Source organism: Algorimicrobium bowmanii (genome assembly GCF_054031195.1).
On record NZ_CM132929.1, the window covers coordinates 1,516,199 to 1,538,954 of the forward strand.

The 22,756-nt window shown below is 33.4% G+C and carries 20 protein-coding genes; 15 read left to right on the forward strand and 5 right to left on the reverse strand.

Features of this window, described 5'->3' with window-relative positions:
- Window positions 1-2: 2 nt before the first annotated feature.
- The gene (locus ACW5R3_RS06660) at window positions 3-839 is read right to left on the reverse strand and encodes an SAM hydrolase/SAM-dependent halogenase family protein (protein ID WP_456576225.1); all 837 of its coding nucleotides are present in this window, start codon (window positions 837-839) and stop codon (window positions 3-5) included.
- A gap of 110 nt (window positions 840-949) precedes the next feature.
- Between ACW5R3_RS06660 and ACW5R3_RS06665 the strand changes: the two genes are divergently transcribed.
- The 3 genes from ACW5R3_RS06665 to ACW5R3_RS06675 all read left to right on the forward strand — a co-directional run bounded on the left by ACW5R3_RS06665 (window position 950) and on the right by ACW5R3_RS06675 (window position 3,666).
- A complete protein-coding gene (locus tag ACW5R3_RS06665) occupies window positions 950-1,903 on the forward strand; it encodes a PhoH family protein (protein ID WP_456576226.1) in 954 nt (317 codons plus the stop codon).
- Window positions 1,904-2,081: 178 nt separating this feature from the next.
- A complete protein-coding gene (locus ACW5R3_RS06670) occupies window positions 2,082-2,600 on the forward strand; it encodes a hypothetical protein (RefSeq protein ID WP_456576227.1) in 519 nt (172 codons plus the stop codon).
- A 118-nt stretch (window positions 2,601-2,718) separates the two neighbouring features.
- Entirely contained in the window at window positions 2,719-3,666 is a 948-nt protein-coding gene (locus ACW5R3_RS06675; RefSeq protein ID WP_456576228.1) for a phosphoribosylaminoimidazolesuccinocarboxamide synthase, read from the forward strand.
- Between the two features lie 59 nt (window positions 3,667-3,725).
- Here the strand turns inward: ACW5R3_RS06675 and ACW5R3_RS06680 are convergent, their stop codons facing one another.
- On the reverse strand, window positions 3,726-4,295 hold the full coding sequence (locus tag ACW5R3_RS06680; RefSeq protein ID WP_456576229.1) for a DUF4833 domain-containing protein: 570 nt from the start codon (window positions 4,293-4,295) through the stop codon (window positions 3,726-3,728).
- A gap of 168 nt (window positions 4,296-4,463) precedes the next feature.
- Here ACW5R3_RS06680 and ACW5R3_RS06685 point away from each other — a divergent pair, with 168 nt between their 5' ends.
- On the forward strand, window positions 4,464-5,834 hold the full coding sequence (locus tag ACW5R3_RS06685) for an alanine/glycine:cation symporter family protein (protein WP_456576230.1): 1,371 nt from the start codon (window positions 4,464-4,466) through the stop codon (window positions 5,832-5,834).
- 50 nt (window positions 5,835-5,884) lie between these two features.
- On the opposite strand, the gene ACW5R3_RS06690 is transcribed toward ACW5R3_RS06685, so the two are convergent.
- From ACW5R3_RS06690 to ACW5R3_RS06700, 3 genes are all read right to left on the reverse strand, one after another.
- Window positions 5,885-8,050, reverse strand: a complete 2,166-nt coding sequence (locus ACW5R3_RS06690) for a hypothetical protein (RefSeq protein WP_456576231.1) — start codon at window positions 8,048-8,050, stop codon at window positions 5,885-5,887.
- Window positions 8,051-8,058: 8 nt separating this feature from the next.
- The gene (locus ACW5R3_RS06695) at window positions 8,059-9,978 is read right to left on the reverse strand and encodes a transglutaminase domain-containing protein (protein WP_456576232.1); all 1,920 of its coding nucleotides are present in this window, start codon (window positions 9,976-9,978) and stop codon (window positions 8,059-8,061) included.
- Between the two features lie 93 nt (window positions 9,979-10,071).
- A complete protein-coding gene (locus ACW5R3_RS06700; RefSeq protein ID WP_456576233.1) occupies window positions 10,072-10,989 on the reverse strand; it encodes an AraC family transcriptional regulator in 918 nt (305 codons plus the stop codon).
- Window positions 10,990-11,161: 172 nt separating this feature from the next.
- Here ACW5R3_RS06700 and ACW5R3_RS06705 point away from each other — a divergent pair, with 172 nt between their 5' ends.
- The 11 genes from ACW5R3_RS06705 (at window position 11,162) to ACW5R3_RS06755 (ending at window position 22,742) form a co-directional block, all read left to right on the forward strand.
- Entirely contained in the window at window positions 11,162-12,661 is a 1,500-nt protein-coding gene (locus tag ACW5R3_RS06705; protein WP_456576234.1) for an aldehyde dehydrogenase family protein, read from the forward strand.
- Window positions 12,662-12,730: 69 nt separating this feature from the next.
- Complete coding sequence (locus ACW5R3_RS06710; RefSeq protein ID WP_456576235.1) at window positions 12,731-13,084, forward strand: DUF779 domain-containing protein; 354 nt, start codon at window positions 12,731-12,733, stop codon at window positions 13,082-13,084.
- Between the two features lie 161 nt (window positions 13,085-13,245).
- Complete coding sequence (locus tag ACW5R3_RS06715) at window positions 13,246-13,665, forward strand: transposase-like zinc-binding domain-containing protein (RefSeq protein WP_456576236.1); 420 nt, start codon at window positions 13,246-13,248, stop codon at window positions 13,663-13,665.
- Between the two features lie 106 nt (window positions 13,666-13,771).
- Window positions 13,772-15,019: a hypothetical protein gene (locus ACW5R3_RS06720; RefSeq protein ID WP_456576237.1), complete on the forward strand. Its 1,248-nt coding sequence runs from the start codon at window positions 13,772-13,774 to the stop codon at window positions 15,017-15,019.
- 11 nt (window positions 15,020-15,030) lie between these two features.
- Window positions 15,031-15,291, forward strand: a complete 261-nt coding sequence (locus tag ACW5R3_RS06725) for a DUF4212 domain-containing protein (protein WP_456576238.1) — start codon at window positions 15,031-15,033, stop codon at window positions 15,289-15,291.
- Between the two features lie 30 nt (window positions 15,292-15,321).
- Window positions 15,322-17,088 carry a sodium:solute symporter family protein gene (locus ACW5R3_RS06730; RefSeq protein ID WP_456576239.1) on the forward strand — a complete coding sequence of 589 codons (1,767 nt, stop codon included), beginning with the start codon at window positions 15,322-15,324 and terminating at the stop codon, window positions 17,086-17,088.
- Between the two features lie 208 nt (window positions 17,089-17,296).
- The gene (locus ACW5R3_RS06735; protein WP_456576240.1) at window positions 17,297-17,491 is read left to right on the forward strand and encodes a hypothetical protein; all 195 of its coding nucleotides are present in this window, start codon (window positions 17,297-17,299) and stop codon (window positions 17,489-17,491) included.
- Window positions 17,484-20,174, forward strand: coding sequence for a sodium:solute symporter family transporter (locus tag ACW5R3_RS06740; protein WP_456576241.1), 2,691 nt, complete (start codon window positions 17,484-17,486; stop codon window positions 20,172-20,174). Before ACW5R3_RS06735 ends, ACW5R3_RS06740 begins: the two co-directional genes overlap by 8 nt.
- Before the next feature lie 15 nt (window positions 20,175-20,189).
- Window positions 20,190-20,555: a response regulator transcription factor gene (locus ACW5R3_RS06745; protein ID WP_456576242.1), complete on the forward strand. Its 366-nt coding sequence runs from the start codon at window positions 20,190-20,192 to the stop codon at window positions 20,553-20,555.
- A 70-nt stretch (window positions 20,556-20,625) separates the two neighbouring features.
- Window positions 20,626-20,844 (forward strand): hypothetical protein, encoded by a 219-nt coding sequence (locus ACW5R3_RS06750; RefSeq protein WP_456576243.1) that lies wholly within the window; start codon window positions 20,626-20,628, stop codon window positions 20,842-20,844.
- 2 nt (window positions 20,845-20,846) lie between these two features.
- Window positions 20,847-22,742, forward strand: a complete 1,896-nt coding sequence (locus ACW5R3_RS06755) for an acetate--CoA ligase (protein WP_456576244.1) — start codon at window positions 20,847-20,849, stop codon at window positions 22,740-22,742.
- Window positions 22,743-22,756: the final 14 nt, after the last annotated feature.

Below are 22,756 nucleotides of genomic sequence, written 5' to 3' on the forward strand. Positions count from 1 at the left end.
AGTTAATCTTTTATAAAATTTACAGTTACGGTATCCATAAGGTTTAAACCTAATAAAGAGGATGCGCCTCCAACTGTGTTTGGGTTACTTTTATAGACGGCTATTTCAACGTAACTACCTGAGTTATATAGAACCATCACGCTTCCATCAATGAAACGTTTGTCGGGTGCTTTTGTAAAATCTACAATATCACTGTATTTATTGTATATCTTAGTGAACGACTTATTACGTGCAGAAATTGTAAACCTTCTTCCGCGTTGGTGTTTCTCAAAGAAAGATTTCTTAATATTACTAATAACGTTACCGTAATTGTCTATATAGATAATATGACCAATAATTTGCGATGCATCATCATTAACAAATGGAATGATGTTTCTTATAGGTTTAATAGTGTTTATAACCCTACCTATAACTTCTAACGTTCCACCACGCGCAATATGGCAGGCTACTTTAACAAACACATCTAAAACAGCAAAGCTGGTTTGAATTTTATCATGAATGTTTATTTCTACAATTTTTTCAGGAGCTATTTCAGAACATAGCATACTCATTATACCATTGTTGGCACAAATAAAATAATGACCATCTAATTTAACAGCTATGTGTTTATTCTCCTCATTTAATTCCGAGTCAACTCCAATAATATGAATGGTTCCTTCTGGGAAATTACGATACGCATTTAAAATAATATATGCGGCCTCAGGAATACTGAAAGGAGAAATAGAATGTGAGATATCAACAATTTTAACATCGGGTAGTTCGCTATAAATAGCACCTTTAGTCGCACCAGCAAAGTGATCGCGCTCTCCAAAGTCTGTTGTTAAAGTAATTATTGCCATGTAGAATTGTTGATAATTTTTTAACCTAATGCGTGTTAAAAATGTGTATTTTTGATTAAGCACAAAACTAATAAAACTAAATAGATAATTTTAATTAAATCACTTAGCTTTTGAACGAAATCATAATCCAACTTGAAGAAGTCTCACCTAAAGAATTTTTTGGTGCTCAGAATGTCAATATTGAACTCTTAAAAAAATACTATCCCAAATTAAAAATTGTTGCCCGTGGAAATAAGGTCAAAGCTTACGGTGATGCTGATTTGCTGGAAGAGTTCGATAAGCGATTTCATATGCTTTTAGAACATTTTTTAAAGTATAATAAGTTAGATGAAAACGTTATTGAGCGGATTTTAACAAGTCATAGTAAAGCCGATTATGTAACCAATGATAATGGAAAAGAAGTTATAGTTCATGGAGTAAATGGTCGTTTAATTAAAGCACAAACAGCTAATCAACGCAAATTAGTAGAGAGTATGCGTAAAAATGATATGGTTTTTGCTATTGGTCCTGCTGGTACAGGAAAAACTTATACAGGGGTTGCTTTAGCAGTACGTGCTCTAAAAAATAAAGAAGTAAAACGTATAATTCTAACGCGTCCAGCTGTTGAAGCCGGTGAAAATTTAGGATTTCTTCCAGGAGATTTAAAAGAAAAGTTAGATCCATATATGCAACCGTTATATGATGCTTTGCGTGATATGATTGCTCCAGAAAAATTAGCTAATTACATCGAAAATGGAACTATACAGATAGCGCCTTTAGCTTTTATGCGTGGAAGGACATTAGATAATGCATTTGTAATATTGGATGAAGGACAAAATACGACCCATGCACAGATGAAAATGTTTTTAACGCGTATGGGGAAAAATGCTAAATTCTTGCTTACTGGTGATCCGGGGCAAATAGATTTGCCAAGGCGAACCATTTCGGGACTTAAAGAAGCTTTATTAATCTTAAAAAATGTTGATGGTGTTGGTATAATATACTTAGATGATAAAGATGTTATTCGTCATAAACTTGTTAAAAAAGTAATTGAAGCTTATAAGAGTATTGAAAATGTAGATTAGTAAGTAAAATACAATAGTAATATACGAGGTCCGTTGTTTAACGGGCCTTTTTTTGTTGCTAATTTTGAAATGTCTTAACAGTGAAGTCTGATAATTATGTAAACATTACCTAAAATACTGTAAGCCTATTGTAGTTGCTATTAGGCATATTTGTAGTCTAATCGAAAAAATAAAAATCATGAAAAAATTATTTTTAGTTGTAGCATTGATAGGATTACAACCTTTATTTGCACAAGAAGACTTAGACGACGTAGAAATAACACCAGATAATTCTTGGTTAAAAGTAGGGCTTACAGCTGGAGTTCCAGTAGGAGATGTTGATGATGCTTCATCCTTTGCATTAGGCGCAGATGTACGCGGACAGTATTTATTTAATCCTAATATTGCTGTAGGTTTGGCATCTGGGTATACCCATTATTTTGCAAAAGATAATTACGATGAATTTGGCGTAATACCTGCGGCAGGTTTTTTCCGTTACTATTTTACACCCGATGGATTGTTTTTTGGTGCTGATGTAGGGTATGGATTTTTAACTAATGTATCGGATAACGACGGTGGACTGTATATAAATCCACAAATAGGATATCATAATAGAGATTGGAATTTTTATGCCTACTATCAAAACACATTTGCTGAAAACGACCTAGAAATTCAAAATGTTGGTGTTGGCGTAAGCTACAATATTAGGTTTCAATAAAACAGCTACAAATTTATTATACTAAAAGGAGTCATATTTATGACTCCTTTTTTTAATTATACTTGTTTCACGAGACGAAACAAATTACTTTTGTGAAACAAACAACTGACTAACACACATGAATACAATAACGGATACTAATTTTAATTTCCAAGGCCAAAAAAGCCTATACAAAGGAAAAGTTCGCGAGGTTTACAATATAAATGATGATCAACTGATTATGGTTGCAACTGATAGGTTAAGTGCCTTTGATGTTGTTATGCCTAAAGGGATTCCATATAAGGGGCAAATACTAAATCAGATAGCTACTAAAATGATGAAGGCAACGGAGGATATTGTGCCGAATTGGTTGTTAGCAACTCCGGACCCTAATGTAGCTGTAGGCCATTTATGCGAGCCTTTTAAAGTAGAAATGGTTATTCGTGGGTATTTATCTGGACATGCAGCTAGAGAGTATAAAGCAGGAAAGCGTATGCTATGTGGTGTAGCTATGCCAGAAGGTTTAAAAGAAAATGATCAATTTCCAGCACCTATAATTACACCAGCTACCAAAGCAGAAATGGGTGATCATGACGAGGATATTTCTCGTGAAGATATTTTAGCCAAAGGCATTGTTTCGGAAGCGGATTACTTAGTGTTAGAAGATTATACGCGTAAATTATTTCAAAGAGGAACAGAAATAGCAGCTAGCCGTGGTTTAATTTTAGTGGATACCAAGTATGAGTTTGGTAAAACAAAAGAAGGCAAAATTGTATTAATTGATGAAATTCATACACCTGATTCTTCTCGTTATTTTTATGCAGAAGGTTATCAAGAACGCCAAGATCGTGGTGAAACTCAGAAACAGTTATCTAAAGAGTTTGTGCGTCAATGGTTAATTTCTAATGATTTTCAAGGATTAGAGGGGCAAACAGTTCCAGAAATGAGTGATGATTATATTCAGTCTGTAAGTGAACGATATATTGAATTGTATGAGAATATTACTGGTGAAACATTTGTTAAAGCGGATTTGTCGGATATTCAAAATAGAATTAAAACTAACGTAGAGGCTTACTTAAACGCCTAACCGTTTTGAATAAAATAATAAAAAGCCTCGCTAATAATTTTAGTGAGGCTTTTTTCTTTTTAATCTATTATAACTTTCTCTGTGATTAATTTTCCAGAATCGTATAATGTGCCGTAGAATAACACATATTCCGCTTTGGCATTATTAGCAAAAAAACCAGTTTTTAGTTGTACAAACATGCGATTTAAATACATTTTCTGATTATTAATTATCGTGTATACTTTAGCTTCTGTTTTGTTATTGTTGTATTCTAAGTAAAAATTTAATTCGCCAGAAGCAGCTAAAGTAAACGTTATTAAATGTGGTTTTTTTTGTGTTATTTCAATGCCGTAAGCTAGTTTTTTCTGTAAGCTAGTTAGTGGTCTTTCTATTCCGTTTTCGGTATAAATCTTACGGTATGCGGTAATGGGGTTCTCTAAATTTAAGGTGTTGTTTGTCCAATTACTATCATAAATATAGGTGTTAAAATTATTACTGTGCTGAATGTAAAACAACCTATTTGATGTCTTTATTGGAGTTGGATAATTATCTTGGGAATGCCCAATTGTAACAAACAAGTGAAATATTAAAACAGCTAGTATAAAACGTGTTCCCGAAAGTTTTTTTTGTGATTTATGAGCTAATTGCATTTTAAAGTACTTGAGCGTTTAATTTGTAATATGGGCTGTTAATGTTTATTTAAATAACGTATAATAAGTAAATAAAACAAGTAAATTGATTGATTAAAAAATAAACTTTTCAATATTCTTGAATGTAGTTGTAATTACTTTGCTACTTTTAAGACTATGTATGAACTTATGGAACAACTTAATAATTATATATCAGATTTTGCTTCGTTTGCTTGGGGATTACCCTTGCTTATTTTATTAGTTGGTGGTGGGCTATATTTGTTAATCCTGTCTCGTTTTTTACCCTTTCGGTTTTTTGGACATGCTATTAAGGTGTTGCTTGGAAAATATGATAATCCAAATGATCCTGGAGAGATTAGTCACTTTCAAGCGTTAACAACAGCTTTGTCTTCTACCATTGGTATGGGGAATATAGCTGGGGTAGCGGTAGCTATTTCAATAGGTGGTCCTGGAGCTGTTTTTTGGATGTGGGTAAGTGCCGTTATTGGTATGTCTACTAAGTTTTTTACTTCAACACTTGCTATTATGTATCGTGGTAAAGATAGTGCTGGTGAAATTCAAGGTGGACCCATGTATTTTATAACAGAAGGTTTGGGGAAATCTTGGAAACCGTTAGCTGTTTTTTTTAGTATTTGTGGCTTAGTAGGTGCTTTACCTGTATTTAATGTTAATCAGTTAACTCAGGCTATTAATGATATTCTATTAGAACCTAACGGCGTAACAGTTGGGTTGGCTTCTAATTTAACCGTGGGCATTGTTTTAGTTGTCATTACGGCGATTGTAATTTTAGGAGGGTTGAATAGAATTAGTAAAACGGCATCTAAGTTAGTGCCTAGTATGGTGTTATTGTATTTTGTGTCCGTTATAACAATTCTAATTCTAAATTATGAGGCTGTTCCTCAGTATTTAAGTTTGATTTTTACCGATGCATTTTCTGCCGATTTCTATAAAGGAGATAGCTTCTTAGGAGGTGTGGTAGGAGGGTTGATGTTACTTGGTATTCGTCGTGGTGCATTTTCAAACGAAGCAGGTATAGGAACGGCTCCAATGGCACATGGGGCAGCAAAAACAAATGAACCAGTTCGAGAAGGACTAGTTGCTATGCTTGGACCTGCTATTGATACATTGGTTGTTTGTACGTTAACAGCTTTGGCTATTTTGGTTACTGGCGTATGGCAAACAAGTGATGCAAATGGCGTTAGTTTAACAGCATCGGCATTTGGAAACACCTTACCTGGATTTGGTAAATATTTGTTATTAATCTGTATTGCAGTGTTTAGTATTTCTTCATTATTTTCATATTCTTACTATGGAAGTAAATGTTTGGCGTTTTTAATTGGTGCAGACAAAAAGCATTATTATAATTATATATACATAATTAGTATTTTATTGGGAGCAACCACTTCATTAAGTATGATGATTAACCTGATTGATGGATTTTTTGCTTTAATGGCTATCCCAACAATGTTTACAACCATTATGTTAGCACCTCGGGTGATGAAAGAAATTAAGGCCTATAAAAAACGAACTTTCCAATAACAAAAAAGCCACCTTTTAAACAGGTGGCTTTATTGTTATGAAATAACTTATTATTTTTTCTTTAATAATATTTTCTCATTGGTGAATTGAAAGGCTTCATCTAAGAAGGCAATCATTAATGGCCAATCGGAATTAGCTTCGTAGTTATTCTTATATTGTTTTGTGGTTGTTATAACGAGTTGATTGTCTGTTAAAGTTGTAGTGCTTATAAAAGCGCCTGTTTTATTGTTAACAGATTTATTAAGTTTATCTAAACCTGAAACCGTATAACCTTCAGGAATATCAAGTTTAATGGTGTAGTTGTAGCTTCTTGGGTAATTCATATAGGTATTTTCTGTCCGTTTACGTTCTTCTTCAGATAAATCTACCTGACCACCAATTAACTTACCGATTTCTATAATGTAATTAGGGCCTGCTTTTTTTATTAGCGATTCGGAAACATTAAATTGCTCTTCGTAACTAAACGGTTTGTCAAAACCAAAACGGCCTGTTTCTAGAATGGTATAACTATAATCTGAAACTTCAGGGATTTCCAATTCGGCTTTAATGCTGTTTTCTAGATTTTCTTTTTGCTTTTCTCTAAGGTTTTCAACGAGAGCGTTTAACTCTTTTGCTGTTTTTTCACGTAGCTTTTTGTTTCGTATTCTGTCGGTAAATTTTTCCGTATCATATTTTTCATAATCCTCATCTACATAGTCTTTAAAGATCAGTTTATCAAATTGATGGTCGTATTTTTCATGACCTCTATACGTGTTTTGAGCAGCGTAGTTAAAGCCTGAGAAATCTTCCAGTAGTGTAACTGTAATTTCTTTAGCAGATTCGTTTAGCTTATAATCAGATACTGGAAGTCTGCCTTCTGCTATTTGATCCAAGCGCTTTTTGCTAGCCGAAATTTTATAAACATCGGTACCTTCTAAAAGGTGGTTAAATTGGTTGGCATTAGAGTAAACATTGAAATTCTCTAAATACAGAGGCGGATTGGTGTTGACTTTTAATATCATATCAACATTTTTTTGAATCAATAAATCTTCTAAATCACCATCGTAACGTTTCTTTCCAACTATAACATCGTAATCATAGTCAAAATCGTATAAGAAGGCCATAAAATGTCTGATAAAACTAACGTCATTATTAAATAAATAAGGATTGGTTTTGGTCGCCATAAAAGGTGATGGTAAAATTTCCGACTCCATAACCATAATTGCTTCAACATATTGTGTTAAATATTGATGACGTGCAAAATAATATACGGCAATTGCTTTTTCGCGCTCGCTGCTAAAATCATTTTCTTTCACAAAACGTTCAATGGCTCCTAAATTACCAAGAGGTGTGTACTTTTCATAAAACTCTAAAACCTCGTCCTTGCTAACCGTTTTCTTGATTATGGTTTCTTTTTCGGGAAGAAATCCAGAAGCACGGTCTTCAAATTTTCCTGAACGGGCAAAAAATACTTGAAACTTATAGGTTGGAAGCTCTACTAACGGATAAAACCAACGTTCGTACTTGTGTTTTTCAATATTATTAGCCACCAACTCATAACGGCGTGTGTTGTTTTTGTCCACTGGAATCTCTTGTAATTCTGGAGCTCCGTTAAAAGAGTTGAAGTTTATAAAGAAGTCGTTTTCTGTTTGAAAGTATAATTTATAATCCATAATTGGATATTCTTCACCTAACGTTTGTTCAACCGGAGCAAAACCAAAGGCTTGCACAGATTTAAATGGCTCAACACTATAATAATAAAAGTCTAGAATATCTCCAATTTCAAGGTTAGATATGGCTATTTTAGTTTCGTTATCCACTTCAACCGCTTCCGCTTCAATGTCTATAATTGTTTCGGTACCATCTTCTTTAATAATTTTTAAACCAACTATAGCGTGTGATGCGTTGTAGCCTGAATAACCTTTTGAGGAGCTAAATCGTTTCTGGTAGGTGAATGTTGAGAATTCTGTAACTGCAGCTTGGTCTAATAGTTTTATACGTTTTCTTAATGAAGATTTGTATTCAACGCTTTTACCAAACTTATGGAAATCGTAATTTTCATTTTTGTAAATTATTACAGCCGATTCATTTTTCCATTTTTCGGGAATAGCAACAACATCCTTATAAGCGTCTGTTTCTCCCCAAAAAAAGTTTTGTGCTTCTTTTTCTAATTTCGATTGACCATAGAATAGGGGCGTGTATGCTAAAAAGCATAGCAGTAGAATTTTAATTTTCATGTTAAGGTTTAGTGTTTGGTTAGTGTGATTTGTTCGTTATAAAGGGTGTTCAGTTTTTTTATAAACGCATTCCATTCAGAAAAGTCTGTTTTTCTAATAACGCTTTCAGTGATTTCGAAATTCTTTTTATAGGTGATGGCGTTATCGCTTTCGGTGAAAGAAACTTCTAGGTTGTAATTACTGTTAGATATTTTAATGTTTTCTGGCAGGGATTCTACTTTGTAGCCTTCAGGTATTGTTAAAGTTGTTGTAGATTCTAAGTGTTTTTTGAAATCGAAAACAAAATCTGTATTGCGGTTTTCAAAGTTGTAATCAGACAGTTCTTTATCTAAATCTAAATCAATATATATGGTTCCATCAAATGAAGAAGCAGCATTGTTTATAGTTATGTTATAATTGATGTCTATTGGTGTTTCACGGTCGGTTAAATTGGATGTTTCAATGTTTTCAACCTTAATATTCGAGTCGCCACCATCCAAATACCAAAGTAAAAAGCGATCTTTTCTATCAGTTTGAAGTTGATTTAAATACTGTAATAATGATGAGCGGCTTTCACCATTATAGACTTTATGTACCGTACCTGTTAATTGTTCGTTTTGTAACGATAAATTATAGTTTACCGTTTCTTTATTAAAACTAGCAGTTACTTTAGGAACTTCCTGGAGAATAAAATTATCGCCATTTTCTATAAGAACTTGCTTGCCTTGAATTCTATTAGCGTACTCTTTATAAGGATTGAATTTTTCGGTACCATCTAAATAAATAGGCTCGTTGTTATTGAATATGGTGCATATCATATGGTTGTCTACAGCCAGATTAGGTGTAGAATAATCATAAGCTATACGATTGGTGCCAATCCATGTTAGTCGGGCATCAAAGCCTGCTTCAATAAGCATTTGCTTGGTGAGATTTGCCATGCCTTTACAATCCCCATAACGTTTGTTAAACACATTAGCGGCCTCGTCTGGCTTAAAGCCTGCAATGCCATCTAAAAAGGCTATATAGCGAATGTTATCTTGAACCCAATAGTAGATGTTTTTAATTTTTTCTTCGTCCGTTTTGGCATCTTTTGTTAGCTCTAAAACCTTTGCTTTAATATCTGAATTATCGTTTTCTAAGCTATTAACAAGAGTTTTGTACCAATTATATAAATCTTGAGTCGATTCAAAAATATGCGTTTTATGACCTTCAAAAGTGTATGATTTTGCTAAAATTAAAATATGTGGATAGATAAATGACGGACCAGGAGCGCTGGTGTCATCAAACATAGCAGGGATGTCTTTAATGGTGAAATTGTATACGGTTTCAGTGTTTTTTAAATCTTCTTTAGCTGTTTTTTCTATGCTGTAGCCATTAAAATTCATTTCACGTAACTCTAAATCAAGCCAATGAGGAATATGAATATTAAAGGTTTTTTTTACAGTAGGGTAGTCGTCATTAAAATATAAGCTTGTAAAGTACTTAATGTCTTTGTAGCGCTTTACCGTTTCGGTTTGGTATTTATAACCTTTTAAAGGGAAATCTAAGTTGGTGTATTTTACCCGAGCATCATTATGAAATAAATCATCGCTGGTCATGGCTTCATCGTATATATAGTAATCGGCACGCTTGTCCGTTTTATATTTGATGTTGAAAGATTCAATTTCAGATTCACCATCATAAAAACAATACACTTGAATGTCTGCTCTAGCACCAATATTGATGAGGTTTTTGGTAATTGTTTCAATAACTTCAACTTTCTCTGTGCGATTGTTGTATTCAAAAGTTATGTGATAATTTTCAGTTAGAGAAGCGACTTGGTCGTCTGGAAAAGCTGTTTTAAGGGTTTCAGCGGTTGTGACTTCTTCGGGGGTGGGTGTCGTTTTTTTCTGGGCAAATGAAAAAATAGTACACGTTAAAACGAGTAGGAGCGTTAGGTGATTTTTCAAGATATAGCGTTGTTTAGATTGCTAATATAAACAAATAGAATAAAAAAAGGCTATGCTTCTTGATTGTTAGTGCTTTGGATGTAAATCTATGTTTTAACTATATATCGAGGCTTTAAATTGTTGTGGTGTAATTAGTTCCATCTTTTTAAATTGTCGATTAAAGTAACTTACATTATTAAAGCCCGATTTGAACGCTATTTCTGAAATCCTGAAATTCTGACTTTCTTTAATGAGTTTTTTTGAGAATTTTATTTTTTCTGAATTTATATAATCAATAGGTGAAATGCCTAAGGTGTTTTTAAATTGTTTATGAAAATGCGAGGTGCTCATGTGCGCTTTTTTAGCTAGTAGATTTACACTCATATCTTTATTTGTTAAGTTTTCTTTTATAAACTTTATAACGGTACCTATTCTCGTGTCGTTAAAAACTTGATCGGAATCGTTAATAATTAACGACTTGGCTTTTGTTTGTAACAATCGCACAATTAGTTCTTGAATCATTAGGTCTAATAATACATCTTTAGATTTGTTATTGTTGGTAAAAGTGTAAGTGAGTCTTTCAACTAAATGGTTAACATCTGTATTATTTATTAAATGTGAAGCTGTTTGGTCTAAGTCCCAAGAATTGTTTTCGTTTTCAATAGCTACTTGCTGATTAAATTTTTCTACAACCTCATTAATTTTAAAAGCATCTATTCCTAAAGCTAAACACTGTGTAGGTGCGTTGTGTGTGGCTAAAGGAAAATCAATAACCATTTCCTTATTGGTGGGCATGACAACCGATTCTCCAGGAAAAAAATCAAAAGCCTCAAAACCATCAAGATGCATAACCTTTTTACCTGTTAGCATGCTTGCAATAATAGGAAAATTGAATGTTAGTGAGACTTTCTCTGCAAAAGCATGAGTTTCATAAATGTTTAATTCTGCATACTCTGCTTGGTAGGTTATTCTGTTTTCTACTAAAGTTGTTAGTTTTCTGTGTTTTCTATGTGTAGTTAATAACGACTTCATATGTTGTAAGACTAATTTTTAATGCTGAATTAATTAAATAATAGATATGTTCAAGAATATAATAAATATGTTCAATGAAATCTGAATTTGATAAAATATCTTTATCAAAAATAAATATAATATATTTTAAAGTACAAATAATTATATAATTACTAATTTAACATTAAATAAGATGAGTTATTCAAAACCGAAGTTTAAAGAAAAGTATGGTAATTTTATTAACGGAAAATTTGTTGAACCTCTAGGGGGGCAGTATTTCGATAATACATCTCCTATTGATAATAGTTTTATTGCTAAATATCCACGTTCCCAAAAAGAGGATGTAGAATTGGCTTTAGATGCAGCTAATGCGGCTAAGGAGTCTTGGGGGAATACATCAGCAACCGAAAGATCAAATTTACTTAATAAAGTAGCAGATATTATTGAAGCCAATTTAGAGGAGTTTGCGCTAGTAGAAACCTGTGATAATGGAAAACCAATTCGTGAAACCTTAAATGCTGATGTGCCTTTAGCAGCAGATCATTGGCGTTATTTTGCAGCGTGTATCAGGTCGGAAGAAGGAAGTGCTACTGAGTTAGACCAGAATACCCTATCAATGAATATTAAAGAGCCTTTAGGTGTTGTAGGGCAAATTATTCCTTGGAACTTTCCGTTATTAATGTTGTCTTGGAAGTTGCCTCCGGCGTTAGTTACAGGGAATTGTGTGGTGCTAAAACCAGCAGAACAAACGCCGTCATCAGCAACTTTATTGATGGAAAAAATAGCCGAAATATTCCCTCCAGGCGTTGTAAATATTATTCATGGCTTTGGTCCTGAAGCAGGAAAACCATTAGCGTCTAGTCCTAGAGTGGATAAAGTAGCATTTACCGGTGAAACTACTACCGGCCAATTAATTATGCAATATGCTTCTAAAAACCTAAATCCTGTTACTATGGAATTAGGAGGAAAATCTCCAAATATTTTCTTCAATTCTGTCATGGATGCTGATGATGCTTATCTTGATAAAGCTATTGAAGGTGCTGTATTATTCGCTTTTAATCAAGGTGAAGTTTGTACGTGTCCTTCAAGAATCTTAGTACAAGAAGATATCTATGATGCCTTCATGGAAAAAGTAATTGCACGTACCAATGCTATAATTCAGGATAATCCTTATGATGTAAATACCATGGTTGGTGCTCAGGCTTCTAATGATCAGTACGAGAAGATTCAATCATATTTTAAAATTGGTAAAGATGAAGGAGCAAAAGTATTAGCGGGTGGATCGGCTAATAAATTAAGTGGTGATCTAGCTAATGGGTTCTATATAAAACCAACGTTATTAGAAGGGCACAACAAAATGCGTGTTTTTCAGGAAGAAATATTTGGACCTGTAGCTTGTGTTACTAAATTTAAAGATGAAGCAGAGGCTTTAGAAATAGCCAACGATACACTTTACGGATTGGGAGCTGGTGTTTGGACTCGTGATGCGCATCAGTTATATCAAATTCCAAGAGCAATAAAAGCTGGTAGAGTTTGGGTTAACTGTTATCATGCATATCCAGCACACGCACCATTTGGGGGTTATAAAAAATCTGGATTCGGAAGAGAAAATCACGTGATGATGTTGAACTATTATCGTCAAACAAAAAATATGCTTATTTCTTATGATAAGAATAAGCTAGGATTCTTTTAATAATTAATAGCAATAATTATGGAGGCTGGATAATTGAAAGTATTCAGCCTTTTTTTAAATTTTACGTGTATGAAACGAATAGATATAACAAATGAAGCTACAGAAGTGGTTAAACAGCTTCAAGCGAAACACGGGCCCCTTATATTCCATCAGAGTGGTGGCTGTTGTGATGGGTCGGCACCTATGATTTTTGAAAAGGATGATATGTACCTTGATGATAGTGATGTGCATCTAGGGAATGTAGCAGGTGTAGATTTTTATATGAATAGGGATCAGTTTGAATATTGGAAACATACACATTTAACTGTTGATGTTACAAAAGGACGAGGTGCTAGTTTTTCATTAGAAATTCCTTTAGGATTGCGTTTCCTTATACATTCTAGGTTATTAACAGCAGCCGAAGAAACGCATTTTAATACATAGTTTCTAATCTGGTTTGTAATTTTATTATTGTAAATAAAAGCTCCAAAAATTAAGGGTATTCTTGATTTTTGGAGTTTTTTTTGATTAATAGTTATTTATTTTAACAAAAAACATAATTATTTATATTGCTAAATTGATATATTTATGCTAAATTAATATATATGACTGTAGAATTGTGTCCAAATTGTGGTTCAGATCATTACATTAAAAGTGGAATTGTTAATAATAGGCAGCGCTATAAATGTAAAAAATGCAACTACTTTTTTTCTGTAAATAAGATTGGTAAGAAGATAGATGACTACTATGTAAATAAGTCACTTCAATTGTATTTAGAAGGTTTAACTTATCGTGAAATTGAACGTATTTTAGGGATTTCACACGTTAGTATCATGAATTGGGTTAAGAAGTATAATATTAAACGCCCTTATAATTCAAATTACCATCCAACCTATAAAATTTTAAGCGCTACTGAGTTGGCCATGTACTTTAGTGATTCCGAAAATATTAAGGGTGCTGGTGTTGTGGTTACTGAGCTGGGAGATAAGTTTATGTTAATTAAATGGGAGCGTTTTAAAGATTAGTATATTAATTTAACAAAAAAATATATTGTTTTTTTGTTACCCCATAGTTTTTAAGAGCTTAGTAGTGCACACAAAACCAATTAACTACTAACTAATCTTTTAAACAATGAGAAAACAAAGCGTTTTATTGATGGGATTATTTTTTATGTCCTTTCAATTTATGAATGCCCAAGGTTCGCCAGATTATGACGGGGGACTTAAGTTTAAATTTAATGAGGATGGTTCGAAGTATCTTCGGCTTCTTTCATGGGCACAAGTCCAAGGGAATTATAACACAGATGAAACATTTGATTCCAATGGTAATGAAAATAGTAAATTAGATTTTAATTTACGCCGCGCACGAGTTTTAATGTATGCGCAAATCAATAAAAACTTCTTAATCTTAACCCATTTCGGGTTGAACAGCTTAACAAGTACAACGTTAAGTCCTACTGGTAAAGGCGATAGTTCGCAACTTTTCTTTCATGATGTTTGGCTTCAATATAGCTTAGGTGAAAACCATACTGCTGGTGGTGGATTACATTATTTTAATGGTATTTCCCGTTTAAACAATCAAAGTACTTTAAATATGCTAACCCTTGATAATAATAGGCAATCCTGGGCAACCTTGGGCTTGTCGGATCAGTTTGCAAGACATTTAGGGGTTTTTATAAAAGGGAAATTCGATAAACTTCAATACCGATTAGCAATAAACGACGCTTCTGCTTCTTCTTTAGATACGCGTGTTGCAGTAGCTGGTGAAGCTGCCGTTTACAATGGTCGTGCTACTTTAGGGTCAAAAGATGCCGGAAAAACTTATGCTGGTTATATAGATTATAATTTTTTAGATCAAGAATCTAACTTTTTACCTTATAAGGTGGGAAGTTACTTAGGAGGTAAACGCGTTTTTAACGTAGGAGCTGGTTTCTTTTTGCATCCTAAAGGAGCTGTTGTTGATAACGGTACTTTGTTAAATCCAGACTTGCAAGGTGATGATGTTTCTATTTTTGCTGTCGATGCTTTTTATGATGCACCACTTGGAGAAAAAGGAAGTGCATTAACGGCTTATGCAGTTTTTCAAAGTAATGATTACGGTGAAAATTATTTATACAGTGCTTACGGTACGGGTAGTATGATTTATGGTCATGTTGGATATGTATTTAATGGTGATGTAGCAAAAACAAGATTTCAACCCTATGTTAGTTACGGGAATCATACCTATGATGCCGTAAGTGATAATAGGTCGACTTTAGGGGTGGGTTTAAATGTTTTTATGAGTGGACATAATTCAAAACTAACCTTAGAATATAAAAATGAACAATTTGGGGCTTTAGATGCAAATACCATTGCACTTCAAGCTATGATTTATCTGTAAAACAATTTACTATGAGTGAAAAACAAAAAAACGCTACGGCGTACTGGAAAGAAAATATTAGGTATTTAGCAATACTTCTTGTGGTGTGGTTTGTCGCATCTTTTGGGTGTGGCATCCTTTTTAGAGAAGAATTAAACCAATTTATGCTTGGCGGTTTTAAGCTTGGTTTTTGGTTTGCACAACAGGGATCTATATTCGTATTCGTGATTTTAATATTCGTATACGTGAGATTAATGAATAAACTAGATAAAAAATATGGCTACGATGAGTAAGCCTTATTAATAACTTAAAAATAATAAATTATGAGTGTACAATTTTGGACGTGGTTATTAGTAGGGATTACTTTTGCCTTGTATTTTGGAATCGCAATTTGGGCTAAAGCGGGCTCAACAAAAGAATTTTATGTCGCAGGAGGTGGTGTTTCGCCAATGGCGAATGGTATGGCTACTGCAGCCGATTGGATGAGTGCTGCATCATTTATTAGTATGGCTGGAATAATTTCATTCTCAGGGTATGATGGTTCTGTGTACCTGATGGGATGGACAGGAGGTTATGTACTTTTAGCTTTACTACTAGCGCCGTATTTACGGAAATTTGGAAAATTTACAGTACCCGATTTTATTGGAGACAGATATTATTCAAATACAGCGAGAACAGTAGCAGTTATATGTGCCTTAATAGTTTCATTTACCTATGTTGCTGGACAAATGAGAGGTGTGGGAATTGTATTTTCTCAGTTTTTACAAGTTGATATTAATATAGGTGTTATCATAGGGATGGCTGTTGTGTTAACCTTTGCGCTATTAGGTGGTATGAAGGGAATTACATATACTCAAGTTGCTCAATATTGTGTATTGATATTTGCCTTTATGGTACCTGCATTTTTTATCTCTTTACAGATGACGGGGAATGTAATACCTCAAATAGGTATGGGGGGCTCTGTAGAAGGTGGTGAATTTTTACTTCAAAAATTAGATCGTTTACATACCGAACTTGGTTTTCATGAGTATACAAGTGGTACTAAGTCTACATGGGATGTTTTTGCTATTACTTTAGCTTTAATGGCGGGTACAGCAGGGTTACCACACGTAATTGTTCGTTTCTTTACCGTTCCAAAGGTGAAAGATGCACGTAAATCGGCAGGATACGCTTTGTTTTTAATAGCAATACTTTATACTACAGCACCAGCTATATCGGTGTTTTCTAGAACAAATTTAATTGAAACAGTTAGTAATAAGGAGTATAAAGAGATTCCAGTATGGTTTAAAAATTGGGAAAATACAGGTTTAATTGCATGGTCTGATAAAAATGGTGATGGAAAAATTCAATATGTTGCTGGTGATGCTTTATCAGGAAAAAAACCATTATATACAGAAGCTAGAGGAGCTAATGGAGAGCGTTTAGTATCTAATCCTAGCGATGCAGAAAATGAATTATATGTAGATAGAGATATTATGGTGCTAGCAAATCCTGAGATTGCAAATCTGCCTAATTGGGTAATTGGTTTAGTGGCAGCAGGTGGTTTAGCAGCAGCATTATCAACAGCAGCAGGTTTGTTATTGGTGATATCGACATCTGTTTCACATGATTTGGTGAAAAAACAATTAAAGCCAAACATCTCGGATAAAGATGAATTGAAAGTTGCAAGAATTGCCATATTTGTAGCTATTTTAATTGCTGGATATTTCGGAATTAATCCGCCTGGTTTTGTTGCCGCAGTCGTCGCACTGGCCTTTGGTCTAGCAGCTGCATCATTTTTTCCCGCTATTATTTTAGGGATTTTTGATAAGCGAATGAATAGTCAAGGGGCAATTTCAGGTATGGTAGTCGGTATTGTATTGATGCTATTTTATATGATGAAGTTTAAGTTAGATATGTTTGGTGGTGGTACCAGTGATGATTGGTGGTTTGGTACATCTCCAGAAGGATTTGGTACAATTGCAATGAGTGTTAATGTTATAATTTCATTAGTTGTTTCACGTTTAACACCAGCACCACCTCAAGATGTTCAAGATATGGTAGAAAGTATTAGAATACCATCTGGAGCAGGTGAAGCTCAATCACATTAATAGAAATTAAAAGTTTTGTTTTGTAGCTTATGGCTTTAAAATGAAAGACTTAATTATTAGTTTGTTAGTTTGTAAATCAGCATTACATTTTTGTAGTGCTGATTTCTTATATTAGTAAAATAATCAAAATCTTAGGTTTTTATTACACCTTGTGGAATTAAGAGAAGTCAATATTGAAAATGAATCTCTTACATATCTAAAATAATACATGAAAAAACGACACGAACAAAAGCTTGTTGTATTAGCTATAGCATTATTTTTAATTTTTAATGTGCCGCTGATTCTTATTTTTAATTTTGAAGGTGCAGTTTTAGGAATTCCTATTCTATATTTTACCATATTTTCAGTTTGGTTGTTATCCATAATTGTTTCATATATCGTATTAAAGCGTCATTATGAATAACTACATTTTAATAGCAATCATAATTGCTTATCTAGCTGTACTGTTTTACATGGCTTTTCTTGCTGAAAAAAAAAGGCAAAGCAAATGGGTAAATAATCCATATGTATATACTTTGTCTTTAGCGGTTTATTGTTCGGCTTGGACTTATTATGGAAGTGTGGGTATTGCTGCCAATTCTGGAATAAATTTTTTATCTATTTATTTAGGACCTGTAATTGCTGCACCGCTATGGATAGTGGTCCTTCGGAAAATTATTAGAATTTCTAAACAGCATAAAATTTCTTCTATTGCCGATTTTATCTCATTACGTTATGGAAATAGTAGGTTTTTGGGTGCTTTAGTGACAGTCGTATGTTTATTTGGAACCTTGCCTTATATTTCTTTGCAGTTAAAGGCTGTATCAGAAACATTTGAAATAATGTCCGATGAAACAAGCTATGTTTCTACTACGGTCATGGATGATTCTACTTTTTATGTAGCATTATTATTAGCCATATTTGCCACCTTTTTTGGTACTCAACATGCTGATGCTTCGGAAAAACATAAAGGTATTATTGCTACTGTGGCTTTCGAGTCGGTTTTAAAACTAGTTTTCTTTCTAGTTGTTGGTGTTTATGTTACATTTTATTTGTTTGATGGTACAACCGATATTTATAATCAGATATCTACTACCGAAAACTTTACAGAGCTAACCACGTTAAGTGGATTAGAGGCTGGTTTTAATTGGTTTTTCTTAATAGGCTTATCGTTTATGGCTATATTTTTATTGCCAAGACAGTTTCAGGTGTCTGTTTTGGAAAATAATAGGGAAAAGCATCTAAAAAAAGCAATTTGGTTGTTTCCGCTGTATTTGTTTCTCTTTAATATGTTCGTTGTTTTTATAGCTTGGGCTGGTAAGTTAACTTTCGGAACCACTAAGAATGCGGAATATTATTCGTTATTGTTACCATTAGAGAATGGAAATTCGTTTTTAGCGACGTTGGTTTTTTTAGGTGGTTTTTCTGCTGTTATTTCAATGGTTATAGTTTCTACTTTAGCACTTTCAACCATGGTGAGTAATAACCTAGTTATACCATATGGTTTTCTTGATAAATTTATAAAGAATCAACCGGAGCGTAATTCAAAATATATTAAGAATATTAGACGTATTTCTATTTTTACAATTATTATAACGGCATATTTCTTTTATATCACCTTTTCAAAGGCGCTATCGTTGTATGCTATCGGTCTTATCTCTTTTGTTATTATTTCGCAATTAGCACCATCGTTTTTTATAGGATTATATTGGAATCGTGGATCTTCAAAGGGAGCAATTATTGGTGTATTAGTAGGTTTCTTTATTGCTATATATACTTTGGTATTACCTTTTGTTCTCAGGGTTTATACGGGGACTGATGATTTTACGCAGTTTGGTTTGTTTGGTATAGAGGTGCTCAAACCTTATGCTTTATTTGGTATTAATTTTTTAAGTCCGCCAGCGCATGCGTTCTTTTGGAGTATGATTTTTAACGTTATGTGTTATTTGTTGTTTTCGTTAACATCTAAAGGTGATTATCGCGAACGTAATTATGCAGAAATGTATGTTGATAGTCGAAATTTTGCAACACTTCAAGATAGGGCTTTAGTTTGGAAAGGAGAGGCGCATGTTGTAGATATTAAAAATGTATTAATCCGATTTTTAGGTGAAAAGCGTGCAACAAGAGCTTTAAATATATTCTTTACCAAATACAAACTTCCACAAGACACACAGTTAGCGGATGCTAGATTGATCAATTTTTCTGAAAAACTCTTAACAGGAAGTATTGGTTCGGCTTCAGCAAAAATACTCATAGCAAGTGTGGTAAAAGAGGAACAGATAAGTTTGGTTGAAGTCTTGAAAATTTTAGAAGAGTCTAAAGAAAACATTGTAAGTAATAAAGCGCTGTTAGATAAATCTAATGAATTGTCCCAGCTATCATCAAAGCTTAAAGAAGCTAATAATGAATTGTTAACCAAGGATAAACAAAAAGATGAGTTTTTAGATACCGTAGCGCATGAGCTTAAAACACCAATTACGGGTATTCGTGCAGCTACCGAATTACTTATGGACGAGTCCGATGATATGCCTCCAGAAATAAAAGCTCAGTTTTTAAAGAATATCCTTCAAGATTCAGATCGTTTAGGACGTCTTATTAATAATATTTTAGATTTTGAAAAATTTGATACCGGTCGTTTGCCTATGGAATTAGAGTATCAGGATCTTCAAAAAACTATTAGCAAAGCCATTAATAGCCTTGCTCAGGTAGCAGCAAGAAAGAGTGTGCAAATTATTAATAAAAACGTACATAGTTTTAAAACTCATTATGATGAAGATCGAATTCTTCAAGTTTTAACTAACTTATTATCCAATGCTATTAAATTTTGTGATGAAAAAACAGGTTTAATTGAAGTTGATTTTAAATTGGGTAATGGACATGTTGAGATATCTGTATCCGATAATGGTAAAGGAATTCCGGAGGAGGATCATGAGTTTATTTTTGAGAAATTTTACCAGTCTAAAGATCAGAATACGTTAAAACCTCAAGGCAGTGGTTTAGGTTTAGCTATAACAAAACAAATAGTTGAGAAGCATCATGGAAAAATTTGGGCTAAAAAAGACGTTAAAAAAGGTGCAGTTCTTGTTTTTACCATACCTTTTAAGTAAATTGTTGACGTAAATATGAAGAAGAAGATTTTAATTGTAGACGACGAGCCTAATATCGTGATGTCGTTAGAATATACGTTTAAAAAACAAAATTTTGAAGTGTTTATAGCTAGGGATGGTAGTGAAGCTTTAGAGATTTTAAAGCAACATATTCCTGATGTTATTTTATTGGATATCATGATGCCTAATGTAGACGGATATCAAACATTAAAACAGATAAAAAATTCAAACAGTTTAAAGCATGTTAAAGTTGTTTTTTTAACTGCCAAAAATAAAGCTTCAGATATTGAAAAGGGGTTAGAACTCGGAGCTGATAAATATTTAACAAAACCCTTTTCAGTAAAAAAAATAGTTTCAGAAATAATGGAACTTGTGACTTGAAAATATTTTTGAGTTTGATTAAAATTGGTTTTGTGTGCAAACAAACTAAGTTTAATTAAAGTTTAAAAACATGAAATTTCACATTAATGCATTAGCGTCAGATATTATAATTAGTATCTACATTATTGTTACACTTTTTTTAAGGTTTAAATTTGAAACTCAAACCACAGTAAGTCCTATGCTATCTATAGTTATGGGTGTGTGTTTTGTAGCTATTCTTTGGTCCTTAATTAAGTTAAAAGTGCTTAACCCTAACTGGTTTGGATTGTTTAATTCTAAAAAATCTTAACCATGTATTATCAAGAATTCTACAAGAAAAGTATAGAGCAACCAAGTGTGTTTTGGGAGGAACAAGCCCAACAATTAGATTGGTTTAAAATGCCTAAAAACATTTTGTCTAAAGATCAATTTGATTACGATCAATGGTTTGAAGACGGCGAACTTAATTTAAGTTATTTATGCATCGATAAGCATATAAATGACGGTTATGGAACGCAAAATGCTATCATCTACGATTCGCCAGTTACAAATACCAAACAACATATAACCTTTAATGAGTTACATTATGAAGTTTCCAAGTTAGCAGGTGGCTTACAGAGTTTAGGCTTAAAAAAAGGTGATACCTGTATTATTTATATGCCTATGATTCCGCAAGCTATATATGCTATGTTAGCCTGTGCGCGAATTGGAGTAATTCATTCCGTAGTATTTGGAGGTTTTGCGCCGCATGAATTAGCAATTAGAATTGACGATTGTAAGCCTAAAGCAATTATTACAGCTTCAAATGGTGTTGAGATAAAACGTATTATTCCCTATAAACCCTTTGTTGATGAGGCTATTGTTAAAGCAAAAAATAAGCCAGAACATGTGGTTGTTTTCGATAGAGAATTGGGTGTTGATATACCTAAAAAAGACTATGATGTAAATTATACAGAGCTTGTAAAAAATGCGTCTGCAATTGAAGCTATTCCTTTACCTGCAACACACCCTTCTTATGTACTATATACTTCCGGAACAACAGGAACACCTAAAGGTGTAATTCGTGATATTGGTGGTTATGCAACTGCTCTAAAGTTTTCAATGAAAAAGATTTATGGTGTTGATGAAGGTGAAACTTTTTGGGCTGCGAGCGATGTTGGTTGGGTAGTTGGGCATAGCTTTATAGCTTACGGACCGCTACTAAATAGGAATACAACGATACTTTTTGAAGGAAAACCAATTAAAACACCAGATGCGTCAACATTTTGGCGGGTAATTAGTGAGCATAATGTAAAAGCTATGTTTACTGCTCCTACAGCTATTCGTGCTATCCGAAAGGAAGATCCAACGGGGCATATGTTGAAGCGTTTTGATTTATCTTGTTTTAAATATTTGTTTTTAGCAGGAGAACGTTGTGATGTGTCTACTTTAAATTGGGCAGAAGATAAATTAAAGATTCCCGTAATTGATCATTGGTGGCAGACAGAGAGTGGATGGCCAATGATTTGTAATATGGTTGGTGTGGGATTACAAGATATAAAGGCAGGTTCTGCTGGCTTACCGGTTGCAGGTTATGATATTAAAGTGTTAAATGAAGAAGGTGAAGAAGTTTCTTCTAGTGTAGAAGGGTATGTTGTTGTAAAACTACCGTTGCCTCCAGGAACATTAAGTAATCTTTGGGGTAATCCAGAGCGTTTTAAATCAGGGTATCTTCGTCGTTTTCCAGGTTATTATTTTTCTGGAGATGGAGGTTATAAAGATGAAGATGGCTATGTGTTTATTACAGGTCGTGTAGATGATATTATCAATGTTGCTGGTCACCGCTTGTCTACAGCCGAAATGGAAGAAATAGTCGCTTCGCATAAATCGGTCTCAGAATGTGCGGTTTTTGGAGTTCATTGCGATCTTAAAGGTCAAAAACCGCTTGGATTAGTGGTATTGAAAACTGAAACAGTTTCAGATAATGAAACAATTCAAAGTGAAATTATTCAAGACGTTCGAAAAGAAATAGGAGCGGTAGCAAGTTTTAGAGATGTTTTAGTTGTTGAGCGATTGCCTAAAACGCGAAGTGGTAAAATACTCAGAAAACTACTAAGACATATTGCTGATGAGCAGCAATATAATATACCATCAACTATTGATGATGTAAGTATAATTGATGAAATTAAAACGGTTTATCAAAGCCATAACATAGGAATTTTTAAATAGAATAGTTAAAGTTA

Excerpts from the sequence above, each read along its gene's own strand:
- ACW5R3_RS06730 (WP_456576239.1), top strand. The coding sequence starts at position 15,322 with ATGAGTGTACAATTTTGGACGTGGTTATTAGTAGGGATTACTTTTGCC.
- ACW5R3_RS06755 (WP_456576244.1), top strand. The coding sequence starts at position 20,847 with ATGTATTATCAAGAATTCTACAAGAAAAGTATAGAGCAACCAAGTGTG.
- ACW5R3_RS06660 (WP_456576225.1), bottom strand. The coding sequence starts at position 839 with ATGGCAATAATTACTTTAACAACAGACTTTGGAGAGCGCGATCACTTT.
- ACW5R3_RS06715 (WP_456576236.1), top strand. The coding sequence starts at position 13,246 with ATGACTGTAGAATTGTGTCCAAATTGTGGTTCAGATCATTACATTAAA.
- ACW5R3_RS06735 (WP_456576240.1), top strand. The coding sequence starts at position 17,297 with ATGAAAAAACGACACGAACAAAAGCTTGTTGTATTAGCTATAGCATTA.
- ACW5R3_RS06710 (WP_456576235.1), top strand. The coding sequence starts at position 12,731 with ATGAAACGAATAGATATAACAAATGAAGCTACAGAAGTGGTTAAACAG.
- ACW5R3_RS06720 (WP_456576237.1), top strand. The coding sequence starts at position 13,772 with ATGAGAAAACAAAGCGTTTTATTGATGGGATTATTTTTTATGTCCTTT.
- ACW5R3_RS06740 (WP_456576241.1), top strand. The coding sequence starts at position 17,484 with ATGAATAACTACATTTTAATAGCAATCATAATTGCTTATCTAGCTGTA.
- ACW5R3_RS06725 (WP_456576238.1), top strand. The coding sequence starts at position 15,031 with ATGAGTGAAAAACAAAAAAACGCTACGGCGTACTGGAAAGAAAATATT.
- ACW5R3_RS06750 (WP_456576243.1), top strand. The coding sequence starts at position 20,626 with ATGAAATTTCACATTAATGCATTAGCGTCAGATATTATAATTAGTATC.
- ACW5R3_RS06690 (WP_456576231.1), bottom strand. The coding sequence starts at position 8,050 with ATGAAAATTAAAATTCTACTGCTATGCTTTTTAGCATACACGCCCCTA.
- ACW5R3_RS06680 (WP_456576229.1), bottom strand. The coding sequence starts at position 4,295 with ATGCAATTAGCTCATAAATCACAAAAAAAACTTTCGGGAACACGTTTT.
- ACW5R3_RS06700 (WP_456576233.1), bottom strand. The coding sequence starts at position 10,989 with ATGAAGTCGTTATTAACTACACATAGAAAACACAGAAAACTAACAACT.
- ACW5R3_RS06705 (WP_456576234.1), top strand. The coding sequence starts at position 11,162 with ATGAGTTATTCAAAACCGAAGTTTAAAGAAAAGTATGGTAATTTTATT.
- ACW5R3_RS06670 (WP_456576227.1), top strand. The coding sequence starts at position 2,082 with ATGAAAAAATTATTTTTAGTTGTAGCATTGATAGGATTACAACCTTTA.
- ACW5R3_RS06685 (WP_456576230.1), top strand. The coding sequence starts at position 4,464 with ATGGAACAACTTAATAATTATATATCAGATTTTGCTTCGTTTGCTTGG.
- ACW5R3_RS06675 (WP_456576228.1), top strand. The coding sequence starts at position 2,719 with ATGAATACAATAACGGATACTAATTTTAATTTCCAAGGCCAAAAAAGC.
- ACW5R3_RS06745 (WP_456576242.1), top strand. The coding sequence starts at position 20,190 with ATGAAGAAGAAGATTTTAATTGTAGACGACGAGCCTAATATCGTGATG.